We start from the raw sequence: 22761 nt of genomic DNA on the forward strand, positions 1-22761 counted from the left end.
AAAAACCATTACAATTTCCCCTGAAAGGCTATGACAGAGAGAAATTCACCGTAATCGGGTGCGTGCATGGACCTGCGCAGTTACAGGTGGTCGTCTAAATGCTCTTGTCCTGATGCGGGACAGGGGCATTTCTGTTATCCGAGGAATCAATCTATCAGGAAGGTGGACACTGCGAATGTACAAGAAGGTATCCCCAAACAGAAATTATGTTGAGGAAGAGAAGAAGGTCGTTGATTTCTGGAACCAGAACGACATCTTCGAGAAGAGTGTCGAGGAGAGGGAAGGACACCCGATCTACATGTTTTATGACGGGCCGCCGACGGCGAACGGCAAGCCGCACATCGGCCACGTGGAGACCCGCTGCATCAAGGATATGATCCCGAGATATCATACCATGAAGGGCCAGCAGGTGCCGAGAAAGGCAGGCTGGGACACCCACGGGCTTCCGGTGGAGCTTGAGGTCGAGAAGGAGATCGGGATCGAGGGTAAGGACCAGATCGAAGAGTACGGCATCGAGCCCTTCATTAAAAAGTGCAAGGAGAGTGTCTGGAAGTACAAGGGCATGTGGGAGGAATTCTCCGACCGCGTCGGTTTCTGGGCGGATATGAAGAACCCCTATGTCACGTATTACGACAACTATATCGAGTCGGAGTGGTGGGCGCTCAAGGAGATCTGGAAGAAGGGGCTGCTCTACAAGGGATTCAAGGTCGTTCCCTACTGCCCGAGCTGCGGGACGCCGCTCTCCTCACACGAGGTTGCCCAGGGCTACAAGACGATCAAGGACCGCACCGCCATCGTCCGCTTTAAGCTTGTGGGTGAGGATTCCTATTTCCTCGCCTGGACGACGACCCCCTGGACCCTTCCGTCCAACATCGCGCTCTGCGTGAACCCGGAGGAGACCTACGCGAAGGTTAAGGCCTGCGACGGCTATACTTACTATATGGCGGAAGCCCTGCTCGACAAGGTAATCGGGCCCCTGGCGAAGGACGGGGAGAAGGCCTACGAGATCCTGGAGACGATGAAGGGCAGCGAGCTGGAGTACAGGGAATATGAGCCCCTCTACCAGTGTGCCGCCGATTCCGTGAAAAAACAGCACAAGAAGGCTTTCTTTGTCTACTGCGACACCTATGTCACGATGACCGACGGTACCGGCATTGTCCATATCGCCCCGGCCTTCGGTGAGGACGATGCCCGCGTCGGCAGAAAGTACGATGCGCCGTTTGTCCAGATGGTGGATGATCACGGCCGCATGAAGCCGGAGACGGGAAAATTCGCCGGCATGCGCTGCAAGCCCACCAAGAAGGAGATCGAGGAGGGCGCGGTCAGCTGCGACCCGGAGGTACTGAAGGATCTGGACGAGAGAAAGCTCCTCTTTGCAGCCCCGAAGGTTGAGCACGATTATCCGCACTGCTGGCGCTGCGATACCCCGCTGATCTACTATGCCCGGGAATCCTGGTTCATCCGGATGACCGCGGTGCGCGACGACCTTGTCCGCAACAACAAGGAGATCAACTGGGTTCCGCCGACCATGGGCGAAAAGCGCTTCGGCAACTGGCTGGAAAATATCCAGGACTGGGCGATTTCCCGGAACCGCTATTGGGGAACCCCGCTCCCGGTATGGGAGTGCCCGGACTGCGGGAAGAAGATCTGCATCGGCTCCAGGCAGGAGCTCGCTGACCTTTCCGGTGATTCCTCGGCGCTCACGACCGAGCTGCACCGCCCGTATATCGACCGGTTTACCATCAAATGCCCTGACTGCGGCGGGGAGATGCACCGCGTCCCGGAGGTTATCGACTGCTGGTTCGATTCCGGTGCCTGCCCATACGCCGAGCTCCACTATCCGTTTGAGAACAAGGAGCTGTTCGAGAAGCAGTTCCCGGCGTCCTTTATCTCCGAGGCCGTGGATCAGACGAGAGGCTGGTTCTACTCGCTGCACGCGGAGGCCACCCTGCTCTTCAACCGCCCGGCATTCAAGAACGTCATCGTGATGGGCCTCGTCCTCGATAAGGACGGCAACAAGATGTCCAAGTCCAAGGGCAACGCCGTGGATCCGATGGGTGCCCTCAATACGTACGGCGCGGACGCGATCCGCTGGTATTTCTATACCGCGAGCGCGCCGTGGCTGCCGAAGCGGTATTATGATAAGACCGTGAAGGAAGGACAGAACCGCTTCCTCGGGACCCTGTGGAACACCTATGCGTTCTTTGTCCTCTACGCGAATATCGACAATTTCGACGCGACAAAGTATACGCTGGATTATGACCGGCTGCCGCTGATCGATAAATGGCTCCTCAGCAAGCTGAACACGATGGTAAAGGACGCCGACGCCGACCTTGCCGCCTACAAGATCCCCGAGGCCGCAGCCGCCCTGGACGAGTTCGTCGATGAGATGAGCAACTGGTATGTCCGCCTCTGCCGCCAGAGATTCTGGGCACCCGGCATGGAGCAGGACAAGATCAACGCCTACATGACCCTGTACACGGCGCTCGTCACGGTCGCGAAGGCGGCCGCGCCGATGGTGCCGTTCATCACGGAGGACATTTACCAGAACCTCGTCCGCTCGATCGACAGCAGCGCGAAGCTGAGCGTCCATCTCTGCGACTATCCGGAGGCCAATGCCGCGTGGATCAATCCGGAGCTTGAGGCGAAGATGGATGAGGCGAGGGACATCGTGGTCCTCGGCCGCGCGGGCAGAAATGAGGCCAACATCAAGAACCGCCAGCCGCTCGCCGCGATGTTCGTGAAGACCGCAGCGGAGCTTCCGGAGTATTATCAGGGCATCATCCGGAGTGAGCTCAACGTGCAGAAGGTGGTCTTCACCGACGATGTCAGGAAATATACCAACTACATGTTCAAGCCGCAGTTGAAGACGGTCGGGCCGAAGTACGGGAAGCTTCTCGGCAAGATCCGGAAGAGCCTTGCGGAGCTGGACGGCAATGCGGCGATGGACGACCTGAAACGGGACGGAAAGCTCACGTTTACCTATGACGGCCAGACGGTAGAGCTTGGCGAGGAAGACCTGCTGATTGAGACGGCGAAGGTCGACGGCTTTGTCACGGAGGAGGACGGCAGCACGGTCGTTGTTCTCGATACGAGGCTGACCCCGGAGCTCCGGGAGGAGGGCTTCGTGCGTGAGCTCATCAGCAAGATCCAGACCATGCGCAAGGAGGCCGGCTTCGAGGTGACGGATCATATCACCGTGTATCAGGCGGGAAATGACAAGCTTGCGGACATCATGAAAAAATACGGGGATTCGATCCGCCATGACGTCCTGGCCGAGGCTGTCGTCTTCGGAGAGACAGACGGCTATGTGAAGGACTGGGATATCAACGGGGAGAAGACGGCGCTCGGCGTGAAAAAAGCCTGAGGGCGCGCGTATTTTTGGAGGAGACGAATGCGAAAATTCAACAAAGCGGAATTTAAGCAGGCAGTGATCGAGAATGTCAAGAACCAGTTCCGGAAATCCATCGAGGAGGCGACGCAGGAGCAGATTTTCCAGGCGGTGTCCTACGCCGTCAACGACATGGTGATCGACGACTGGATTGCCACCCAGAAGGCGATGGACAGGGAGAACCCGAAGAAGGTTTACTACATGTCGATGGAGTTCCTGATGGGCCGCGCTCTGGGCAATAACATCATCAACCTGGGCGCCCAGAAGGAGATCCGCGAGGCGCTGGACGAGCTCGGCTTTGACCTCAACGCGATTGAAGACCAGGAGCCGGATCCGGCGCTGGGCAACGGCGGCCTCGGCCGCCTTGCCGCCTGCTTCCTGGATTCCCTGGCGACGCTGAACTACCCGGCCTACGGCTGCGGCATCCGCTATCATTACGGCATGTTCAAGCAGAAGATCCAGGACGGCTACCAGGTGGAGGTGCCGGACGACTGGCTGAAGAACGGGTATCCCTTCGAGCTGAAACGCCCGGAGTACGCCGTTGAGGTCAAGTTCGGCGGCAATGTCCGCACGATCTGGGACGCCGCGGCGAATCGTGTCCGCTTCCAGCAGGAGAATTACCAGTCGGTCATGGCCGTTCCCTACGATATGCCGATCGTCGGCTACAAGAACCACATGGTGAACACGCTCCGGATCTGGGATGCTGAGCCGATCAATACCTTCAGCCTTGACGCCTTCGACCGCGGAGATTATATGAAGGCGGTCGAGCAGGAAAACCTCGCCAAGAACCTGGTTGAGGTCCTCTACCCGAACGACAACCACTACGCCGGCAAGGAGCTCCGCTTAAAGCAGCAGTACTTCTTCATCTCCGCGAGCCTCCAGACGGCGATCAAGAAGTTCAAGCAGAGCAACAGCGATATCCACGACCTGCCGAAGAAGTGCGTGTTCCAGATGAACGATACGCACCCGACGGTGGCGGTTGCCGAGCTGATGCGGATCCTTGTGGATGAGGAAGGCCTGCAGTGGGAAGACGCGTGGGACATCACGCACAACTGCTGCGCCTACACGAACCACACGATCATGGCGGAAGCCCTGGAAAAATGGCCGATCGAGCTGTTCTCGCGCCTTCTTCCGCGCATTTACCAGATTGTGGAGGAGATCAACCGCCGGTTCCTTGAGGAGGTGCAGAAGCGCTATCCGAACAATTACGAGAAGGTGAAGAAGATGGCGATCATCTTCGACGGCCAGGTCAAGATGGCCCACCTCGCGATTGTCGCCGGCTTCTCGGTCAACGGTGTGGCCAAGCTTCACACGGAGATCCTGGAGAAGCAGGAGCTTAAGGACTTCTACGAGATGTTCCCGGAGAAGTTCAACAACAAGACCAACGGCATCACGCAGAGAAGGTTCCTTCTCCACGCGAACCCGCTGCTGGCGGACTGGGTTACCTCCAAGATCGGCGATGACTGGATCACGAATCTTCCGCACATCCACAACCTCGCGATCTACGCGGATGACGAGAAGTGCCAGCGGGAGTTCATGAACATCAAGTACCAGAACAAGGTCCGCCTGGCGAAATACATCCGCGAGCACAACGGCATCGAGGTTGACCCGAGATCCATCTTCGATGTGCAGGTAAAGCGCCTTCACGAATATAAGCGCCAGCTGCTCAACATCCTTCATGTGATGTATGTGTATAACCAGCTGAAGGACAACCCGAACATGGACATTTACCCGCGGACCTACATTTTCGGCGCGAAGGCCGCGGCGGGATACCAGATCGCGAAGAAGACCATCAAGCTCATCAACGCTGTGGCGGATGTGATCAACAACGACCGGAGCATCAACAACCGCATCAAGGTCGTCTTCATCGAGGACTACAAGGTCTCCAATGCGGAGCTGATCTTCTCGGCGGCGGATGTGTCCGAGCAGATCTCCACGGCCAGCAAGGAGGCGTCCGGCACCAGCAACATGAAGTTCATGCTGAACGGCGCGCTGACGCTTGGCACGATGGACGGCGCAAATGTCGAGATCGTGGACGAGGTGGGCAGGGATTATGCCTTCATCTTCGGCCTCAGCGCCCAGGAGGTCATCAATTACGAGAACAACGGCGGGTACAATCCGGTCGAGATCTTCAACACCGACCAGGATATCCGCAGGGTCCTGATGCAGCTGATCAACGGCTTCTACTCGCCGAGGGATCCGGAGCTGTTCCGGGACATCTACAACTCGCTGCTCAACACGAAAAACAGCGCACGGCCGGACACCTACTTCATCCTGAAGGATTTCCGCTCCTATGATGAGGCGCAGAAGCGCGTCGAGGCGGCTTACCGGAACGAATCCTGGTGGGCAAAGGCGGCACTGCTCAATATCGCGTGCAGCGGCAAGTTCTCCTCCGACCGCACGATCGAGGAGTATGTCCGCGATATCTGGCATCTGAAGAAACTGGATGTCGTTGTGGACGAAGCTGTTTCTGACAATTAAATATCATTTCTTGAATAATCCGTACTCTTTGTTATAGTAGAAGTAACGACGAGATTTGGAAGGAGTGCGGACATGCAAAGCAGGCACAGTGGTTTACGAGAACTGGGAAAGTATCAGATTCCGGTTGCAGCCGCGGCCTGCTTTTTTGTGTCCGCGCTTATTTTTTCCGGCGCGATGGCCGTATCGCCTCGGGCAAATGCCGTCCGGGCGCTGCATGCGGAATATTCCTGGATTTCAACGGGGGATACCGTAGGCATGAAAAGCCGGGAGGTGGCTGCGGAAGGCCGGGATGCTGCCGGGGGGAAGACGGAAACTGATGAGGTGGGAATTTCACCGCTGATTCTGCGAAATCTTCCCGATGAAGTGGAGGATAAATCCAAAATCCGGCGGATATCGGTCAAAAAAATCGAGGTCATTCCCACTGACGGCGGAGAGGAAGAAGAACGGGGCTATCGCTACCGGGCAGACTATGACATTGCCCTCGAGAAGGGGGACCGGCCCGAGACACCGGTCATCGCCGGCACGGCAGAGGGCGAAATTCTGATGGAGAGGAAGGGAATCTTTGGCTGGAAGACGGCGGAAATCCGCTGAGCCTTATCCATGTAAAGGGGGTTACCATGAAATCGCTTGAAGAACGCTATCTGGAGAGACTTTCCGAGCTTTACCCGACGATTGCGGCGGCATCCACGGAAGTGATCAATCTGGAAGCGATCCTGAACCTTCCGAAAGGGACGGAGAATTTCCTGACGGACATTCACGGGGAATATGAGGCGTTCAACCATGTCCTCAAAAACGGGTCGGGATCTGTCCGCCGCAAGATCGACGATGTCTTCGGCAATACGCTGAGCCGGAAGGATAAACAGACCCTTGCCACGCTGATCTATTATCCCGAGGAAAAAATGCGCCTGATCCTCCAGGACGAGGAGAACGTGGAGGACTGGTACAAGATCACGCTCTACCGGCTGATCGAGGTCGCCCGCCGGGCGTCGAGCAAATACACGCGCTCCAAGGTCCGCAAGGCGCTCCCGAAGGAATTTGCCTATGTGCTGGAGGAGCTGCTGATCGAGCGGGGCGACGACCAGGACAAGGAATCCTACTATGATTCCATCATCGCGACCATCATCCGTGTGGGCAGGGCGCGCGAATTCATCGTCGCCCTGAGCGAGCTCATCCAGCGCCTCGTCATTGACCATCTGCATATCGTCGGGGACATCTACGACCGCGGTCCGGGGCCGCACCTCATTCTGGACAAGCTGATGAATTACCATTCGGTCGACATCCAGTGGGGCAATCATGATGTCGTCTGGATGGGCGCCGCAGCCGGCCAGATCGGCTGCATCTGCAACGTCATCCGGATCTGCGCGCGGTACGGGAACATGGACATCCTGGAGGACGGGTACGGCATCAATATGCTCCCGCTCGCGACCTACGCGGTGAATACCTATGACGGCGACCCCTGCACCTGCTTCAGCCTCAAGGGGAACAATACGAACGACCCGAAGGAGAAGGAGATCAACCTCAAGATTCACAAGGCGGTGTCCATCCTGCAGTGGAAGGCGGAAGGGCAGATCATCATGCGCCATCCGGAATTTCATATGGAAAACCGGAACCTGCTGCACCGGGTGAATTTTGAGACCGGCACCATCGACCTCGACGGGAAAACCTACAAGATGCTGGATATGAATTTCCCGACGGTGGATCCGAAGAATCCGTATGCGTTCACCCCCCAGGAGGCGGAGATCATCGACCGCCTGCAGCATGCGTTCATGAGCTGCGAGAAGCTCCAGCAGCACATGAAATTCCTGCTCGCCAAGGGCAGCCTGTATAAGGTGTACAACGACAACCTCCTCTATCACGGCTGCGTCCCGCTGAACCCCGACGGCAGCTTCCGCAAGGTCAGTATCTACGGGGAGACCTATCAGGGGCGCGCGCTGTTCGACGCTCTGGAAAATTGGATCCGCAAGGGATTTGTCTCTCTGGATAAGAAGGAGAGGGAGATGGGCCGCGATATCATGTGGTGGATCTGGTTGAACCCGGATTCGCCGCTGTTCGGCAAGACCAAGATGGCGACCTTCGAGCGCTATTATCTGGCCGAGAAGGAGACCCACGAGGAGAAGAAGACGCCCTACTATACGCTCTACGAGAAGGAGGAGGTTGTGGACAACATCCTCCGGGAGTTCGGGCTGAACCCGGTGGGGGCGCATATTATCAACGGGCACGTCCCGGTCAAGACAAAGAACGGGGAGAGCCCGATCAAGTGCGGCGGCAAGCTCCTCGTCATCGACGGCGGCTTTTCCCGGGCGTACCAGAAGGAGACCGGCATCGCCGGCTACACGCTGATCTACAACTCCTACGGCCTGATCCTGGCCGCCCACGATCCCTTCGAATCAACGGAGGCGGCCATCGTCAACGAGAGCGACATCCACTCCGATCGGATGGTGGTGGCGCGGGTCGCCCGCAGGAAGCGGGTGGCGGACACGGACACCGGGAAGGATCTCCAGGAGAAGATTGCCGACCTGGAGAAGCTTCTCGAGGCGTACCGGAGCGGCCATATCGCCGAGAAATTCACGAAATAAATGCCACAGCCGTATTCCGGCCGGGAGAAACCACACAAAAACAGCCGCGGCGGGGAGAAAAGCCACCTCCGCCGGCGCTCAGAACCCCGCATCCCGCGAAGCGAAGCTTCGCGGGATGCGGGGTTCTGAGCAGTTACCACTTATTGTGAAAAATTCCGATTACTTTGTCCCGAAGATCCGGTCACCGGCATCGCCGAGACCCGGGCAGATGTAGGCGTCGTCATTCAGGCACCGGTCCACGTGGCCGACATAGAGCTGGACGTCAGGATGCTCGGCGTGAACCTTGCGGACGCCCTCCGGCGCGGCGATGATCGCCATGAATTTGATCTTCCTGCCGCCGTGCTGCTTGATCAGCGTCAGGGCATCACAGGCGGAACCGCCGGTCGCCAGCATCGGGTCGGTCACCACGATGGTTCTCTGCTCGATCGGGCTCGGCAGCTTGCAGTAATACTCGTGCGGCTCATGGGTCACCGGGTCGCGGTAGAGGCCGATATGGCCGACCTTCGCCGAGGGTACAAGGGCGAGGATGCCGTTCGTCATGCCGAGGCCGGCACGGAGAATCGGAACTATCGCGAGCTTCTTGCCGGCGAGCATCGGCGTCATGCAGGTTTCAATCGGCGTCTCCACTTCCCGGTCTTCCAGCTCGAGGTCGCGGAGCGCCTCGTAGCCCATCAGCATGGCAATCTCCTCCACAAGCTTGCGGAACTCGTTCGTGCCGGTGTTCTTGTCCCGGAGAATAGAAATCTTGTGCTGCAGAAGCGGATGATCGAGAATCGTTACGTTTGTCATCTTTTGTCCTTTCTATGCATGGTGAATTGATCGAAATCAAGTACATTTACCAAAACCCAGATTATTATACATGAATGGGCGGGGAAAGTGTATCTTTTTACCGGAATTTAGGCATTTTTTCCCGGATCCATTATATAATATGGGGAGAAGCCCGGGTGCGCCCCGGCCGGGAGCAAGAGGCCCGGAACCGGCGCATACGGTGATCCGTTCCATTTGAACCAGCAGAGGAAAGACAGGAGACAGAAGATGGAGAAGATTTCAATCGCAGAGGAGCTTCGGGGCAATTCCTATCCGGGACGCGGCATCATCCTGGGAAGGTCATCAGATGGAAAATGCGCTGTTGCGGCGTATTTTATCATGGGCCGCAGCGCGAACAGCCGGAACCGCGTCTTTGTCGAGGACGGCGAGGGCATCCGCACACAGGCATTTGACCCGGCAAAGCTTGAGGATCCGAGCCTGATCATCTACGCGCCGGTCCGCGTCCTGGGCAACAAGACCATCGTCACGAACGGCGACCAGACAGATACCATCTACGAGGGAATGGACAAGCAGCTCACCTTCGAGCAGTCGCTCCGCAGCCGGGAGTTTGAGCCGGACGGGCCGAACTTTACGCCGCGGATTTCCGGCATCCTGCACGCGGAGAAGGGGGGCTTCAACTACGCGCTCTCGATCTTAAAGAGCGACTGCGGGCGCCCGGAGAGCTGCCTCCGGTATACCTTCGCCTACAACAGCCCGATCGCCGGCGAGGGGCACTTTATCAGCACTTACCTTCACGACGGCAATCCGCTGCCGAGCTTCGAGGGCGAGCCGAAACGGATCGGCATCGAGGGCGGCATCGGGGAATTTACGGACCTTCTCTGGTCGAGCCTCAACGAGGAGAACAAGGTTTCCCTGTTTGTCCGCTACATCGACCTCGAGACCGGAAAATATGAATCCCGCATTGTGAACAAGAATCAGTGACGGAGGAGGAGACACTCAATTATGAAAGAAATTGCGCTGAAATACGGATGCAACCCGAATCAGAAACCGTCCCGCATCTTCATGGCGGACGGGAGTGACCTGCCGGTGGAGGTTCTGAACGGCCGTCCCGGCTATATCAATTTCCTGGATGCCCTGAACGGCTGGCAGCTGGTGAGTGAGCTCAAGGAGGCAACCGGCCTTCCGGCAGCCACTTCCTTCAAGCATGTCTCCCCGGCGGGCGCGGCGGTAGGGCTTCCGCTCACCGACGTCCTCCGGAAAATCTACTGGGTGGACGACCAGGGGGATCTCTCCCCGCTCGCTTCCGCCTACGCGAGGGCGAGAGGCGCGGACCGGATGTCCTCCTTTGGCGATTTCATTTCCCTCTCGGACGTCTGCGATGTGGACACGGCGAAGCTCATCAAGCGGGAGGTTTCCGACGGCGTCATCGCTCCGGGATACACCGATGAGGCGCTCGCGATCCTGCGGAGCAAGAAGAACGGCAATTATAACGTGATCCAGATCGACCCGTCCTACCGTCCGGCGGAGATCGAGCGGAAGCAGGTCTTCGGCGTGACCTTCGAGCAGGGACACAACAACTTCAAGATCAGTCCGGATCTTTTCACCAACATCGTGACGAAGAACAAGGATATCCCGGAAAATGCGCTCCGGGACATGATGATTTCCCTGATTACCCTCAAGTACACCCAGTCCAATTCCGTGTGCTATGTGAAGGACGGCCAGGCCATCGGCATCGGCGCCGGACAGCAGTCCAGAATCCACTGCACGCGCCTCGCCGGCCAGAAGGCGGACAACTGGTGGCTGCGCCAGTCCCCGCAGGTGCTCAGCCTGCCGTTTGTTGACGGCATCCGCCGCGCCGACCGGGACAATGCCATCGACGTCTACATGGGGGAGGAGTACATGGATCTTTTGGCGGACGGCGCCTGGGAGAGAACCTTCACGAAGAAGCCGCCGGTGTTCACCCGCGAGGAGAAGAGAGCCTGGCTGGACAAGCTCACCGACGTGACCCTCGGCTCCGACGCCTTCTTCCCGTTCGGCGACAATATCGAGCGCGCGCATAAGAGCGGCGTGAAGTATGTCGCGGAGCCGGGCGGCTCGATCCGGGACGACCAGGTCATCGAGACGGCGGACAAGTACGGCATGGTTATGGCCTTCACCGGAATGCGCCTGTTCCATCACTGATTGTTTCGCGCTGAGCAAATTTGCTTCCGCGGAGCATGGAATTTCTCCCTCCGGCCGGGTATAATCAGAGCTACCTGTCCGGCATCAGGCAGGGAGAAATGGAGGAATACAGATGACAGGATTGATCGATGTCGGCGGCGGGATGCGCGATATTTACGGCGCGGGCGTCGTCGACCAGTGCCTCGCGGACGGGGTGAAGTTTGACCGCGTCTATGGGATATCCGCCGGGAGCGCGAATATCATGCAGTACATGTCCGGCCAGATGGGGAGAAATTTCCGGTTTTATGCGATCTACGCTTTCCGTCCGGAATACATGAGCTTCAAAAATTTCCTGCGGGAAGGCTCCTATATTGACCTCGACTATATCTACAGCGCGCTCTCCGATTCGGATGGCGAGGATCCGCTGGATTACGACGCGGTTGTTCGGGCGGGGATCCCGTTTACGATCGTCGCGACGGACGCGGAGACCGGGAAACCGGCGTATTTTACCCAGTCGGATGTCAGCCGGGACAATTACGACGCGGTGAAGGCGTCCTGCTGCGTCCCGTTTTTCAACAAGCCGTATCCCTTCAAGGATTCCGCCTATTTTGACGGCGGGATGAGCGACCCGATCCCGGTCCTGCGCGCTCTCCGTGACGGCTGCGACAAGGTGGTTGTCGTCCTGACCCGGCCGAAGAATTTTTACCGGAAGGACAGTATGGATCTCCGGATTGCCTTCGCGATGCGGAAGAAGTACCCGAACGCGGCGAAGGCGATGGCCTATCGGAGCCGCGTCTACAACCGCCAGCTCGATCTGGCGAAAAAATATGAGAAAGCGGGCAAAGTCCTGATCGTCGCGCCGGACAGCATCGACGGCATGTCCACCCTGAAGAAGGACCGCGGCGCCATGGTGGATCTCTACCACAAGGGCGTGAACGACGGGAAGGCGATCCGTCAATTCCTCGGAGGATGACTTGATGCGGGGGAAAATGATCGAGACGCCGATGGGGGCGATCCACATGCAGCCCACCGACGAGATCGGCGGATTTATGGTCCGCTCGGGTATTTACCAGCTCAACGGGGCAACCGAGCTTCCGGGCGCGGTGAACTTCACGGTTACGTCCAAGGGGGCGAAGGCCGTCTACCTCCTTCTGTTCCACAGGACGGAATATGAACCGTTCGCCGTGCTCCATTTCCCGGAGAAGTACCGGATCGGCAATGTCTACTCGATGATCGTCTTCGATCTGGATATCGGGGAATTCGAGTACGCCTACTCGGTCGACGGTCCCTGGGATCCGAAGAAGGGGCTGCTCTTTGATCGGAAAAATGTCCTCCTCGATCCCTACGCCCGCGCCGTGACGGGGCAGAGTGTCTGGGGAACCCGGAATCAGCATTTTTATAAGGCAAGGGTCGTCAGCAGCACCTTCGACTGGGGGGAGGAGCAGAATCCCCGGATCCCGATGCAGGATCTCGTGATCTACGAGATGCATGTGCGCGGCTTCACGAGAGATCCGTCCTCCGGCGTGAAATTCCGCGGGACCTTCCAGGGCGTCCGGGAGAAGATTCCCTATCTCCGGGATCTCGGTGTGAACGCGGTCGAGCTGATGCCCGTCTTTGAGTTCGACGAGACGAGGGGTGAGCGGTGTGTGGATGGGAAGGTTCTCCTTGATTACTGGGGGTATAACCCGGTTTCCTTCTTTGCGCCGAACACCAGCTACGCGGCGGACAAGGAGTACAACCGAGAGGGGCTCGGTCTCAAGGAGCTGGTCCGCGATCTCAATCAGAACGGCATCGAGTGCCTGCTGGACGTCGTCTTCAACCACACGGCGGAGGGAAATGAGGACGGGCCGGTTTTTTCCTTTAAGGGTTTCGACAACAACATTTACTATATGCTGACGCCGGACGGGCATTACTACAATTTCAGCGGCTGCGGCAATACCTTCAACTGCAACCATCCCATGGTCCGGAACTTCATTCTCGACTGCCTGCGCTACTGGACCGTGAGCTATCATATCGACGGTTTCCGCTTCGATCTCGCCAGCATTCTCGGCCGGAACGAGGACGGGTCGCCGATGATGAAGCCGCCGCTCCTGGAAAATCTTGCCTGCGACCCGCTTCTCGGGGATGTCAAGCTGATCGCCGAGGCCTGGGATGCCGGCGGGCTCTACCAGGTGGGCAATTTCCCCGCCCGGGGGCGCTGGTCGGAGTGGAACGGCCGCTACCGGGACGATATGCGGAATTTCCTTAAGGGGGATTACGGGATGGCGGAGACGGCGGCCCGCCGGATCACCGGCTCGTCCGACCTCTACGACCCGAAGATCCGGGGAAATGCCGCGTCCGTGAACTTTCTCAACTGCCACGACGGGTTTACCCTCTATGACCTGTATGCCTACAGCCGCAAGCACAACGAGGCGAATGGCTGGAACAACACCGATGGCACAGATGACAACAGGAGCTGGAACTGCGGCGCCGAGGGGGAGACGGACGACCCGGCCATTCTGCGCCTCCGGGAGAGGCTCTGCCGGAATGCGATGGCTGTTCTCCTGATGAGCAGGGGAACGCCGATGTTCCTCGCCGGGGATGAATTCCTCAACTCCCAGCAGGGCAACAACAATGCCTACTGCCAGGATAATGAAATTTCCTGGCTGAACTGGCACGATCTGGAAAAAAATCGCGATTTTCACGACTTTGTGCGCTTTATGATTCACTTCCGGGCGAAGCATCCGGTCATCCGGAGGGAGATGGAGGCAGCGCCGGGACTTCCGTCGATTTCCACCTGGCTTCCCGACGGGCGGACGAAGGCGCTTCGGGTGACCTATGCGGGTATCGTCCGGGAGGCGGAAAGTGACAGGGCAGCAGGCTGCGCGCAGCATGCAGACATCGTCAGGGAGGCAGGAGGTTGCGGGGCGGAGGAACCGGCCCGGCCGCCGGAAGGCGCGGGGGTGCTTGACGCGGTCTCCCTCCTCGTCAATGTCTACTGGGAGCAGCAGCCGATGAACCTCCCGGAGCTTCCCCGGGGCTTTTGCTGGAGGCTTATGGCGGACACCTCGTGCAGATGGCTTCCCCGGGGCTTCCGGGAGGATGGAAATGGCAGCCGGACGGAAGCTTTCTTTCCGGGCGGCCGGGAGGTCCTTCTGGAACCGAGATCGGTGCTCGTATTTGCAGCGGGGAAAGGCGGAAATTGAGCAATGGTGGACTATATTCCGATTCACGATTTTGATGACCCTGCGCTCTCGGTGTACGCGAGGCTCAGGGAGCCGGAGCTCCTGCACGCCTTTGAACCCGGACCCGGGCTCTTCATCGCGGAGAGCCCGAAGGTGATCGGGAGAGCGCTGGATGCCGGCTATCGGCCGGTATCCCTCCTCGCGGAGACGGGAAGGTGTACCGACCCTGAAACCGCGGAGGTGATCGCCCGCTGCGCGGAAGCGCACGCGGGGGAAAATGCCGGCCGAGTTCCGGAAAATGCGGAGAAAGATTTCGGTTCCGCGCCGGCCTCTTTCGGGGAAAATGCCATTTTCCCGGTCTATACGGCGGATTTTCAGGTGCTTTCCCGGCTGACCGGCTTTCCGCTGACGAGAGGCGTCCTCTGCGCGATGCGGCGGCGTGCGCTTCCCCCTGTCAGTGACATCCTGCACGGTGCCTCCCGGATCGCGGTCTTCGAGAGCGTGGAAAACCCGACCAATCTCGGGGCGATGTTCCGCTCGGCAGCCGCGCTCGGGGTTGACGCGGTGCTTCTTTCGCCGGGGTGTACGGATCCCCTTTACCGCCGCGCCGCCCGGGTGAGTATGGGCACAGTCTTCCAGGTGCCTTGGACTTCAGTCCGGAAAGCGGAGGACTGGCCGGAAAACTGCCTCAAGCTTCTTCGTCGGGAAGGATTTTTCCTCGTCTCCCTGGCGCTCCGCGACGACGCGGTGCCTCTCGATGACCCGCGCCTTCGGGAGAAGGAAAAGCTTGCCCTGATTCTCGGCACGGAGGGGGACGGGCTCACAGAGAAGACCATCCGGATGAGCGATATTCCGGTGATTATCCCGATGGGGCACGGCGTAGATTCGCTGAACGTTGCGGCTGCGTCCGCGGTCGCGTTCTGGGAACTCAGGAAAAGGTGATGGCAGGGGAAAGCGGGGTTCTCCCGCGGGGGACGGTGCTGGGCAGAACTCGCCTAAACCTTTCCGGAAAACCTTGCGGAGTATCGGAAACTTTGATACAATGACAACTGTTCCTGAAATTTCGGAAATGATGCAGATGCGTTCCAGGCCGGCATGTCGGAATGGCAGACGAGGAGGACTCAAAATCCTTTGATGGCAGCATCGTGTGGGTTCGAGTCCCACTGCCGGCATTGCAATCGAGTAGGAGAAAGCCTCCACGGGAGACTTTCTCCTACTCGATTTATGCCATAAATTTTTCCTGCAATGTGTCCTGTATAATCATGGCGGGCGTGCATCCATATCGTCGCTGTCGTACAAGGACGGCGATTGTGAGTAGAAATTAATTTTTTATCAGCAGGAATTGATGCAGGGAGGGGATGGCCGGTTCGTGCGGATCGGCCATCTCTTTATCAATACAAAAAACAACTCTAATTATTTATAATATATTGCAATCTCTCTATCTTGATCTATAATCATTGTAAGACAATTGAAGTGAGAATTCAGCAGGAGTTGTAAAATGATTCAATATATCGCACATCTTAAAGAAAACGAGGCTGGCGCTGCCGCGGGTTCGGAACAGGCGGTGGATTCTCTCCCGGATAGCTGGAAACAGCCGGTATGCGATCATCTGGAGAAGACCGCGGAATTGGCAGCGGCCATGGCTGCGGATCCATGGAAAAACGTTGTATTTGACATGGGCATTCTCCATGATATCGGGAAATATCAGGCATCCTTTCAGAAGAAAATCCGTGGGGAAAATCTCCGCGTCGATCATTCCACCTGCGGCGCGATCGAAGCGGGGAAAAGGCTCGGTATGCCGGCAGCGATCTATATGGAATACTGCATTGCCGGACATCATGCCGGACTTCCGGATGGCGGCAGGAAGGAAGATCAGCCCGGAGAGATTTCCGGCGGACATGCCACTCTTTCCGGCCGGCTCAAACAGACTGATTTTGAATCCTATGATGCGTACAGGAAAGAAGTATCGCTTCGTCCGGTCGACCAGGGAAGATTGGGAAATTATCTGCTGGAAGAAGCCAGGAAACTTCAGAAGACCGATCCGCAGAGAATGGCCGAACTGTTGATCGATGAGACTTCGTATCTCATCCGATATTGCTATTCGTGCCTTGTTGATGCGGATTCCCTGGATACAGAGCATTTTTGCAAGGATACGGAAAGGGCGACGCTGAGAACGGATTTCGCGGCGTGCCTTGAAAAACTGGACAGGCAGATGGAATCGTTCAGGAAAAATGCGAACCGGACACTTCTCCAGCAGACACGCTCGGATATTCAGGAGCAGGCATTTCAGAATATTGCGGAGGACGCGGACGTTTATCTGATGAGCATGCCAACCGGCAGCGGAAAAACCCTATGCAGCGCGAAGTGTGCGCTGATGAAAGCACTCGGGGAACAGAAGAAACATATTATCTATGTCATCCCGTATAACAGCATTATTTCCCAGACAGCGGATCAGTTTCAGCAGATTTTCAACGGGGAAGGCGGCGGGGGTACGAGGGTGGCCAATATCCTGCGGCATCAGTCAACGTATTCGGTTGAAGACGATGAGAACGCGGATGATGCGTATAAGCTGCAGGTTGGTCAGGCAGTTGAGAACTGGGATGCGGACTTTATTATAACAACGGAAGTGCAGTTTTTTGAGACACTTTTTTCCCATCGGCGGAGCAGGCTCCGGAAAATGCACAATATGGCGGACAGCGTTTTGATCTTCGACGAAGCACACCTGATTCCGGTGGATTTTATGCAGCCCTGTCTGGAGGGAATCGCTGTGCTGACGAAAAAGCTTGGCTGCAAAGCGATCTTTTTGACAGCTACGATGCCGGATTATCGTGAACTGCTTGACCGCTATTCCCTGCCGGGACTTCGGGTTCGGGAACTTGTGCCGGACAAAAGCCGGTTTGATGTATTCCGCAAGTGCAGGTTCCAGAACCTTGGCCGGATAACGGAAGAACAGCTTCTGACGCAGCTTGGCAGTTCGCCGTCAACGCTGGTTGTGGTCAATTCCAGAAAAACTGCGCGCAGTTTCTATGAAAAGCTGGGCGGCGAATCCAGAAAAGGACTTTATCATTTATCCACATACATGACCAAGCGGGATATCCAGTTGACGATTGACGGGATCCGGCAGGCACTTGCCGCGGTAAGGGAAGATTCCGATCCGGTGATCGTCATCTCAACGTCTCTGATTGAAGCGGGAGTTGACCTGGACTTTTGCACTGCCTACCGGGAGCTGACCGGCCTGGACAGCATCCTGCAGACGGGCGGCCGATGCAATCGGGAAGGAAAGAGAAAATCCGGGGATGTTTATGTTTTTGAACTGCGTGATGGAACGGACACAAGACGGGCGGATAAGGATCCGAAAGTCATGGTCACCCGTGCGCTCCTCAAGGAATATCCGGACGTTTCCGATGAGCTGTGTATCCGGGAATATTATCAGCGGGTTTATCTTGCTGACGAGGACAAAATCACCGGCAAATCGATGGCTCGTCAGATGATGGCAAACGGGATCCCCGTGAATGCAAGAAACATTCCGATCGGATCCATTCCATTCGCGTCCTACGAGCCGGAAATGATCATCAGCGCGGACGAGTCAGTGATCGTCCCGGAGACAGAGGAAGCACAGAATCTTGTTGAACAGATCCGCTATTGCGGCATATCGCGAAACACGATGCGCCAGCTGCAGCAGTATACCTGCAGCGTGCCGAGAAATATGCTGGAAGAGCTCTACCGCCAGGGGGTGGTGGAAAATCTAGCTGACCGGATCAGGCCGGCAGCGCCCGGCGGAAAAGGACGCGGGAACCGTATCCTATGCCTTGCCAATATGGAGTATTACCGCAGGGAAAAAGGAATTCTGACGGAGGGGGTGGATGATTATGTCGATTAAAGTGATTGTGAGCGGGCCGCGGGCGTGCTTTACCCGGCCGGAGATGAAGGCGGAACGGGTGAGCTATGATGTTCCGACGCCAGGAGCGCTGGAAGGACTGTTAAAAAGCGTTTATTGGAAACCGGCCATGCGGTACGAAATTGATAAAATTGTTGTCTATCATCCGATCGTATTTACGAATGTCAGGCGCAATGAAGTGAAGTCAAAGGTGAAGTTCAGCAAGATGAAGGCCCAGATGCTCGAAGCACAGAAAGTGAAGGAGGGCGGGCAAAACGAGATCATCACCGATCCGCGCATTTACACCAATATCGGGGATGAGCGGACGCAGAGAGCTTCGATGATTTTGAAAAATGTCCGATACGGCGTTGAATTTCACATCGAACTTACGGGAATTCGCGGGGAACGGGAGAGCCGGGAATGTGATCCGTTGAAAAAACATGAGGCGGAATTTATCAGGCGCTGCAGAAAGGGGCAGTATTTCCGCCAGCCCTGCCTCGGGTGTGCCGAATTTCCGGCGGACATTGTTCTGACGGATCATTTCGACAGGGAGGAAATCAGTCCTGAGAACGTGGGGACAAGGGATCTCGGGTTTATGCTCTATAAGGTATGTTTTAAAGACGGAGGCCATCCGGTCAATGATGACTGGAAACGGAATATTTATTCGGATGAGGCGGAGAGCCGGTTTTACCGGCCGGTGATGCAGGATGGTGTCATTGATGTCGCCAAGTACAGGGGGGCGTTGTTATGCTGATCAGCGCGTTAAATGATTACTATAATGTCCTCATTGCGAGAAATATGATCACGGATTCCGGCTATGCCGATACAGACATCAGTTATCAGATTATCCTGTCCCCGGAGGGAAAACTTGTGGGGCTTCAGGATTGCCGGAATTCGGAGACGGTGGAAAATGCCAAGGGGAAATCCGTCACCAGGATTTTCCCGAAGAAGATGAGTATTCCGGAGAGACCGCGTTCAACCACGGTGAGTGCCAACTATGTCGAAGTACGGCCCGGGTATATTTTCGGATTAGAGTATCATCCGGGAAAAAACGGCGATGAGGATATGCTTTCAACCGAGTCGAATGGGACAACGGCAAAGCAGAAGGGAAAACTGAACTTACAGCATCAGAGTTTCTGTCAGGAAGTCCGGCAGGATTTCGGAGACATGACATCGCCGATTGCCATGGCCTATGTCCGGTTTGCCGAGACATGGCAGCCGGCACAGGAGACGAAGAATCCCTATCTTATGGGGATCAAGGCGGATTTAAATAAATGCAAATTTGTTTTCTGCCTCGAAGGTCATCCGGAAATGTGCCTGCAGGAGGAAGACCAGGTCCGTCAGAAATGGGGGAAGATGCGGGAAACGGAGGACAGCGGCATGGCGGATCAGGTGATCTGCCAGTGCGCGGTCACCGGGGAAAAACTTCCGGTCGCGGAGGTTCACGATGCCATGATTGCAGGCAGGGGCATCGGCATCAGGAATGCCGGGATTAACCCGAGCCTTGTGAATTTCAAGCCGGAATCGTTCCTGTCCTACGGGCATGAGCAGGGGGAAAATGCCTGCATATCGGTTAGAGCGATGAAGCGTTATACCAAGGCTTTGAATTTTCTGCTGGTCAGCCCGTCGAATCACAGCTATATTGACGGGCAGACCATTGTGTACTGGTCCTCCGACGGGAATTCAGATAATGATATTTTGTGTAAAACCATATTTGATCAGCCGTCAGACCAATATTCCGCGGAGGAATTGGATTCAGCGCTTAGAGGGCTCATCGGCAGTGCAAACGCCGGGACGGTTACCGATACAAAGCTTGCCGATGTGCAAAGGCGGATCACGGCAGATACGGATTTCTATATTCTATGTCTTGCCCCGAACGCCTCAAGAATTCAGGTAAAGTATCTTGTACGGAAAAAATTTGGAAAGCTTCTGGAGAATATCGCCAGGTTTCAGCAGGAACTGCAGATATTTTCCAGGCAGAGACCGGTCGCGCTCAGCGCGGTCAAGCAGGAACTTGTCTCGCCGTCATCGACGCATCCGGAGGATGATGATACGTCTTTTGACACTTTATTTCGTGCTGTTATCGAAGGGACACCGTATCCGGTATGGTGTTTGCAGCGCATGATCACCCGGATGAAAAAGGATTCCGAACAGCAGCTGTCGTACCGATCAAGATATATCAGGCCGGGATTCATTAAGGCCTGCCTGATTCGAAATGCAAAGGAGAAGATTTCTATGGCTTATGATGGTAACAATACCAATCCTGCTTATGTATGCGGGGCGCTGTTTGCTGTGCTTCAGAAGATTCAGGAAGATTCGCTGCGGCAGGGATCAACTAAGGCCGTTCCCTTGGAGGACAATGGAACCGGTTTAGATCATGAAAAACCGGAGCGGCTGAATCGAACCATCAAGGATGCCTATTTCAGCATGGCGGTGTCCAATCCGGCGGCAGTGATGCCGAAACTGATCAAATTGTCTACGCATCACATGAAGAAATTGCAGCGGGAACATCCCGGCTGGGCAGCGAATGATGAGAAGATCCTGACGGAAACACTGGATAAGCTTAGCGGAGAATTCCCGGGAACGTTAAATCTATATGACCAGGGACGGTTTATTCTGGGATATTCGCACAGATACAGTGCATTTTTCAAGAAAAACAACAATAACGAATAAAGTAAGAATTGACGGAAGGGAGATCAAAAATGTTACAGAATAAGTATGATTTTGTGTACCTGTTTGACGTCACCAACGGCAATCCCAATGGTGATCCGGATGCCGGGAACGAGCCGAGAGTAGACGCGGAGACCGGAATCGGGTATGTCACGGATGTCTGCCTTAAACGCAAGGTCAGAAATTATGTCGATCTGGTTAAGGACGGCGCGGAGGGATATAACATCCTGATTAAGAATGACAAGCCGTTAAATGACAAGTTTAAGGCGGCATATGAAGCTGAAGGGTTGGAGACGGATGTTACCAAGAAAGGGACAAATCTTCCTGTTGAACTCAAGGCGCAGAAGTTTATGTGCCGGAATTATTATGATGTCAGGACATTCGGGGCGGTTATGTCGACCGGTAAGAATTCCTGCGGCATCGTCCGTGGACCGGTGCAGTTCAGCTTTGCGGATAGTATCTCCCCGATCGCGATCAACAACGTGACGATTACCCGGCAGGCAAAGACAGATGAAGCGCGCGCGGCCAAGGGAGATACGGAGATGGGAACAAAGAACATCGTGCCCTATGCGTTGTACCGAATGAGCGGGCATATCTCTGCGGCCCTTGCCAATAAGGTTACCGGGCTTTCCGAAGATGATGTGGAGCTGCTTTGGCAGGCACTTCTCAATATGTTTGATGAAGATCGCAGCGCGGCCAGAGGTGATATGGAAGTGCGCGGCCTTTATGTGTTCAAACATGACAATATCCTCGGCAATGCAAGGTTCCCGGAATTGGACAGAAAAATCGCGGTAAATCTGAAAGATGGCATTGTCGTCCCCCGCAGGTTTGAGGACTACGAAGTTACAGTGAACAGGGATCTTCCGGACGGTGTGACACTGATTGCGTATTGATCTTAAGGCTGCTGACCGGAATCATGTACCCAATCAGGAGGCGATGACATCCGGCCGGCAAGGATCCGTAATTGCAGAAGACAGGACCGAAAATGGAAGAAATCAGCGTAAGTATTCGTAACCTGCAGCATTATATGTATTGCCCGCATCGCTGGGGACTGATCAACATCGACTGCTCATGGGCGGAAAACTATTTTGTCACAAAGGGAAATCTGCTTCACAGTCGTGTACATGATCCGGACCAGTCCTATTTTGAAAGAGGCAAGCGGGTGTTGACATCGGTTCCGGTTTATCATGATGAGATCGGGATCTATGGAGTGACAGACTGCATCGAGCTGAGAAAATCCGCAGGGGGGATTGAGGTACCGGGTTATCAAGGCAACTATCAGCTGATGATTGTGGAATACAAGCCTAGAAAACCGGAAGGTCAGGATTTTCATGAGGATGACGCTCTGCAGGTGTTTGCACAGAAGCTATGCGTGGACCATATTTTCCACTGCGATTCCCGGGGAGTAATTTACTATGCAGACGTCAAGAAGCGTGTCAGCTTACCGCTTAAAGAAAGATATGATGATTATCTGGGAAAATTAAAGCGGATTCTTTCAGATATCCGGCAGTATACTGTGCGTGGCGAAATACCGCCCATACGGCGAAAGCAGAAGTGCAGCGGATGTTCGTTCCATGATCTATGTATCCCCGAGGTGCTGCAGAAGAAAACGTCATACGATTTTCATCAATTCTTGTGCCAGGCGGATCAATGATCCCATCAGGCAGAGGCTGG

General features: G+C 55.9%; 15 protein-coding genes and 1 tRNA gene. 15 read left to right on the forward strand and 1 reads right to left on the reverse strand.

What is annotated here, in order from left to right:
- Positions 1-175: 175 nt before the first annotated feature.
- The 4 genes from ileS to ISF27_RS02290 all read left to right on the forward strand — a co-directional run bounded on the left by ileS (position 176) and on the right by ISF27_RS02290 (position 8448).
- Positions 176-3367 carry an isoleucine--tRNA ligase gene (ileS, locus tag ISF27_RS02275; RefSeq protein WP_194608713.1) on the forward strand — a complete coding sequence of 1064 codons (3192 nt, stop codon included), beginning with the start codon at positions 176-178 and terminating at the stop codon, positions 3365-3367.
- Between the two features lie 27 nt (positions 3368-3394).
- The gene (locus ISF27_RS02280) at positions 3395-5872 is read left to right on the forward strand and encodes a glycogen/starch/alpha-glucan phosphorylase (protein ID WP_194608715.1); all 2478 of its coding nucleotides are present in this window, start codon (positions 3395-3397) and stop codon (positions 5870-5872) included.
- Between the two features lie 174 nt (positions 5873-6046).
- Complete coding sequence (locus ISF27_RS02285; RefSeq protein WP_194608717.1) at positions 6047-6463, forward strand: hypothetical protein; 417 nt, start codon at positions 6047-6049, stop codon at positions 6461-6463.
- 26 nt (positions 6464-6489) lie between these two features.
- The gene (locus ISF27_RS02290) at positions 6490-8448 is read left to right on the forward strand and encodes a fructose-1,6-bisphosphatase (RefSeq protein ID WP_194608719.1); all 1959 of its coding nucleotides are present in this window, start codon (positions 6490-6492) and stop codon (positions 8446-8448) included.
- 159 nt (positions 8449-8607) lie between these two features.
- On the opposite strand, the gene upp is transcribed toward ISF27_RS02290, so the two are convergent.
- Positions 8608-9237, reverse strand: a complete 630-nt coding sequence (upp, locus tag ISF27_RS02295; protein WP_194608721.1) for a uracil phosphoribosyltransferase — start codon at positions 9235-9237, stop codon at positions 8608-8610.
- A 246-nt stretch (positions 9238-9483) separates the two neighbouring features.
- On the opposite strand from upp, the gene ISF27_RS02300 reads away from it, so the two are divergent.
- The 11 genes from ISF27_RS02300 to cas4 all read left to right on the forward strand — a co-directional run bounded on the left by ISF27_RS02300 (position 9484) and on the right by cas4 (position 22741).
- The gene (locus tag ISF27_RS02300) at positions 9484-10197 is read left to right on the forward strand and encodes an IMP cyclohydrolase (RefSeq protein ID WP_194608723.1); all 714 of its coding nucleotides are present in this window, start codon (positions 9484-9486) and stop codon (positions 10195-10197) included.
- 21 nt (positions 10198-10218) lie between these two features.
- Complete coding sequence (locus ISF27_RS02305) at positions 10219-11397, forward strand: phosphoribosylaminoimidazolecarboxamide formyltransferase (RefSeq protein ID WP_194608725.1); 1179 nt, start codon at positions 10219-10221, stop codon at positions 11395-11397.
- Between the two features lie 112 nt (positions 11398-11509).
- Positions 11510-12349, forward strand: a complete 840-nt coding sequence (locus ISF27_RS02310) for a patatin-like phospholipase family protein (protein WP_194608727.1) — start codon at positions 11510-11512, stop codon at positions 12347-12349.
- Positions 12350-12353: 4 nt separating this feature from the next.
- A complete protein-coding gene (gene glgX, locus ISF27_RS02315) occupies positions 12354-14561 on the forward strand; it encodes a glycogen debranching protein GlgX (protein WP_194608729.1) in 2208 nt (735 codons plus the stop codon).
- Between the two features lie 3 nt (positions 14562-14564).
- Positions 14565-15482, forward strand: coding sequence for a TrmH family RNA methyltransferase (locus ISF27_RS02320; RefSeq protein ID WP_194608732.1), 918 nt, complete (start codon positions 14565-14567; stop codon positions 15480-15482).
- 147 nt (positions 15483-15629) lie between these two features.
- A tRNA-Leu gene (locus tag ISF27_RS02325) sits at positions 15630-15712 on the forward strand.
- Between the two features lie 326 nt (positions 15713-16038).
- Positions 16039-18420, forward strand: coding sequence for a CRISPR-associated helicase Cas3' (cas3, locus tag ISF27_RS02330; RefSeq protein ID WP_194608734.1), 2382 nt, complete (start codon positions 16039-16041; stop codon positions 18418-18420).
- Complete coding sequence (cas5c, locus tag ISF27_RS02335) at positions 18404-19171, forward strand: type I-C CRISPR-associated protein Cas5c (RefSeq protein WP_194608759.1); 768 nt, start codon at positions 18404-18406, stop codon at positions 19169-19171. Before cas3 ends, cas5c begins: the two co-directional genes overlap by 17 nt.
- Complete coding sequence (cas8c, locus tag ISF27_RS02340; protein ID WP_194608760.1) at positions 19165-21090, forward strand: type I-C CRISPR-associated protein Cas8c/Csd1; 1926 nt, start codon at positions 19165-19167, stop codon at positions 21088-21090. The genes cas5c and cas8c overlap by 7 nt, the downstream gene beginning before the upstream one ends.
- 29 nt (positions 21091-21119) lie before the next feature.
- Positions 21120-21980, forward strand: coding sequence for a type I-C CRISPR-associated protein Cas7/Csd2 (cas7c, locus tag ISF27_RS02345; RefSeq protein WP_194608761.1), 861 nt, complete (start codon positions 21120-21122; stop codon positions 21978-21980).
- A 92-nt stretch (positions 21981-22072) separates the two neighbouring features.
- The gene (gene cas4 / locus ISF27_RS02350; RefSeq protein WP_194608762.1) at positions 22073-22741 is read left to right on the forward strand and encodes a CRISPR-associated protein Cas4; all 669 of its coding nucleotides are present in this window, start codon (positions 22073-22075) and stop codon (positions 22739-22741) included.
- Positions 22742-22761 lie beyond the last annotated feature (20 nt).

This window comes from Clostridium vitabionis (assembly GCF_015351765.1).
In the GTDB taxonomy this organism is placed as follows: domain Bacteria; phylum Bacillota; class Clostridia; order Lachnospirales; family Lachnospiraceae; genus Clostridium_R; species Clostridium_R vitabionis.

Bases quoted from the DNA above. Each gene is read 5' to 3' on its own strand.
- ISF27_RS02310 (WP_194608727.1), top strand. From the start codon at position 11,510: ATGACAGGATTGATCGATGTCGGCGGCGGGATGCGCGATATTTACGGC.
- glgX (WP_194608729.1), top strand. From the start codon at position 12,354: ATGCGGGGGAAAATGATCGAGACGCCGATGGGGGCGATCCACATGCAG.
- cas5c (WP_194608759.1), top strand. From the start codon at position 18,404: ATGATTATGTCGATTAAAGTGATTGTGAGCGGGCCGCGGGCGTGCTTT.
- ISF27_RS02280 (WP_194608715.1), top strand. From the start codon at position 3,395: ATGCGAAAATTCAACAAAGCGGAATTTAAGCAGGCAGTGATCGAGAAT.
- ISF27_RS02285 (WP_194608717.1), top strand. From the start codon at position 6,047: ATGGCCGTATCGCCTCGGGCAAATGCCGTCCGGGCGCTGCATGCGGAA.
- ISF27_RS02300 (WP_194608723.1), top strand. From the start codon at position 9,484: ATGGAGAAGATTTCAATCGCAGAGGAGCTTCGGGGCAATTCCTATCCG.
- ISF27_RS02290 (WP_194608719.1), top strand. From the start codon at position 6,490: ATGAAATCGCTTGAAGAACGCTATCTGGAGAGACTTTCCGAGCTTTAC.
- upp (WP_194608721.1), bottom strand. From the start codon at position 9,237: ATGACAAACGTAACGATTCTCGATCATCCGCTTCTGCAGCACAAGATT.
- cas7c (WP_194608761.1), top strand. From the start codon at position 21,120: ATGTTACAGAATAAGTATGATTTTGTGTACCTGTTTGACGTCACCAAC.
- ISF27_RS02320 (WP_194608732.1), top strand. From the start codon at position 14,565: ATGGTGGACTATATTCCGATTCACGATTTTGATGACCCTGCGCTCTCG.
- ISF27_RS02305 (WP_194608725.1), top strand. From the start codon at position 10,219: ATGAAAGAAATTGCGCTGAAATACGGATGCAACCCGAATCAGAAACCG.
- ileS (WP_194608713.1), top strand. From the start codon at position 176: ATGTACAAGAAGGTATCCCCAAACAGAAATTATGTTGAGGAAGAGAAG.
- cas4 (WP_194608762.1), top strand. From the start codon at position 22,073: ATGGAAGAAATCAGCGTAAGTATTCGTAACCTGCAGCATTATATGTAT.
- cas3 (WP_194608734.1), top strand. From the start codon at position 16,039: ATGATTCAATATATCGCACATCTTAAAGAAAACGAGGCTGGCGCTGCC.
- cas8c (WP_194608760.1), top strand. From the start codon at position 19,165: ATGCTGATCAGCGCGTTAAATGATTACTATAATGTCCTCATTGCGAGA.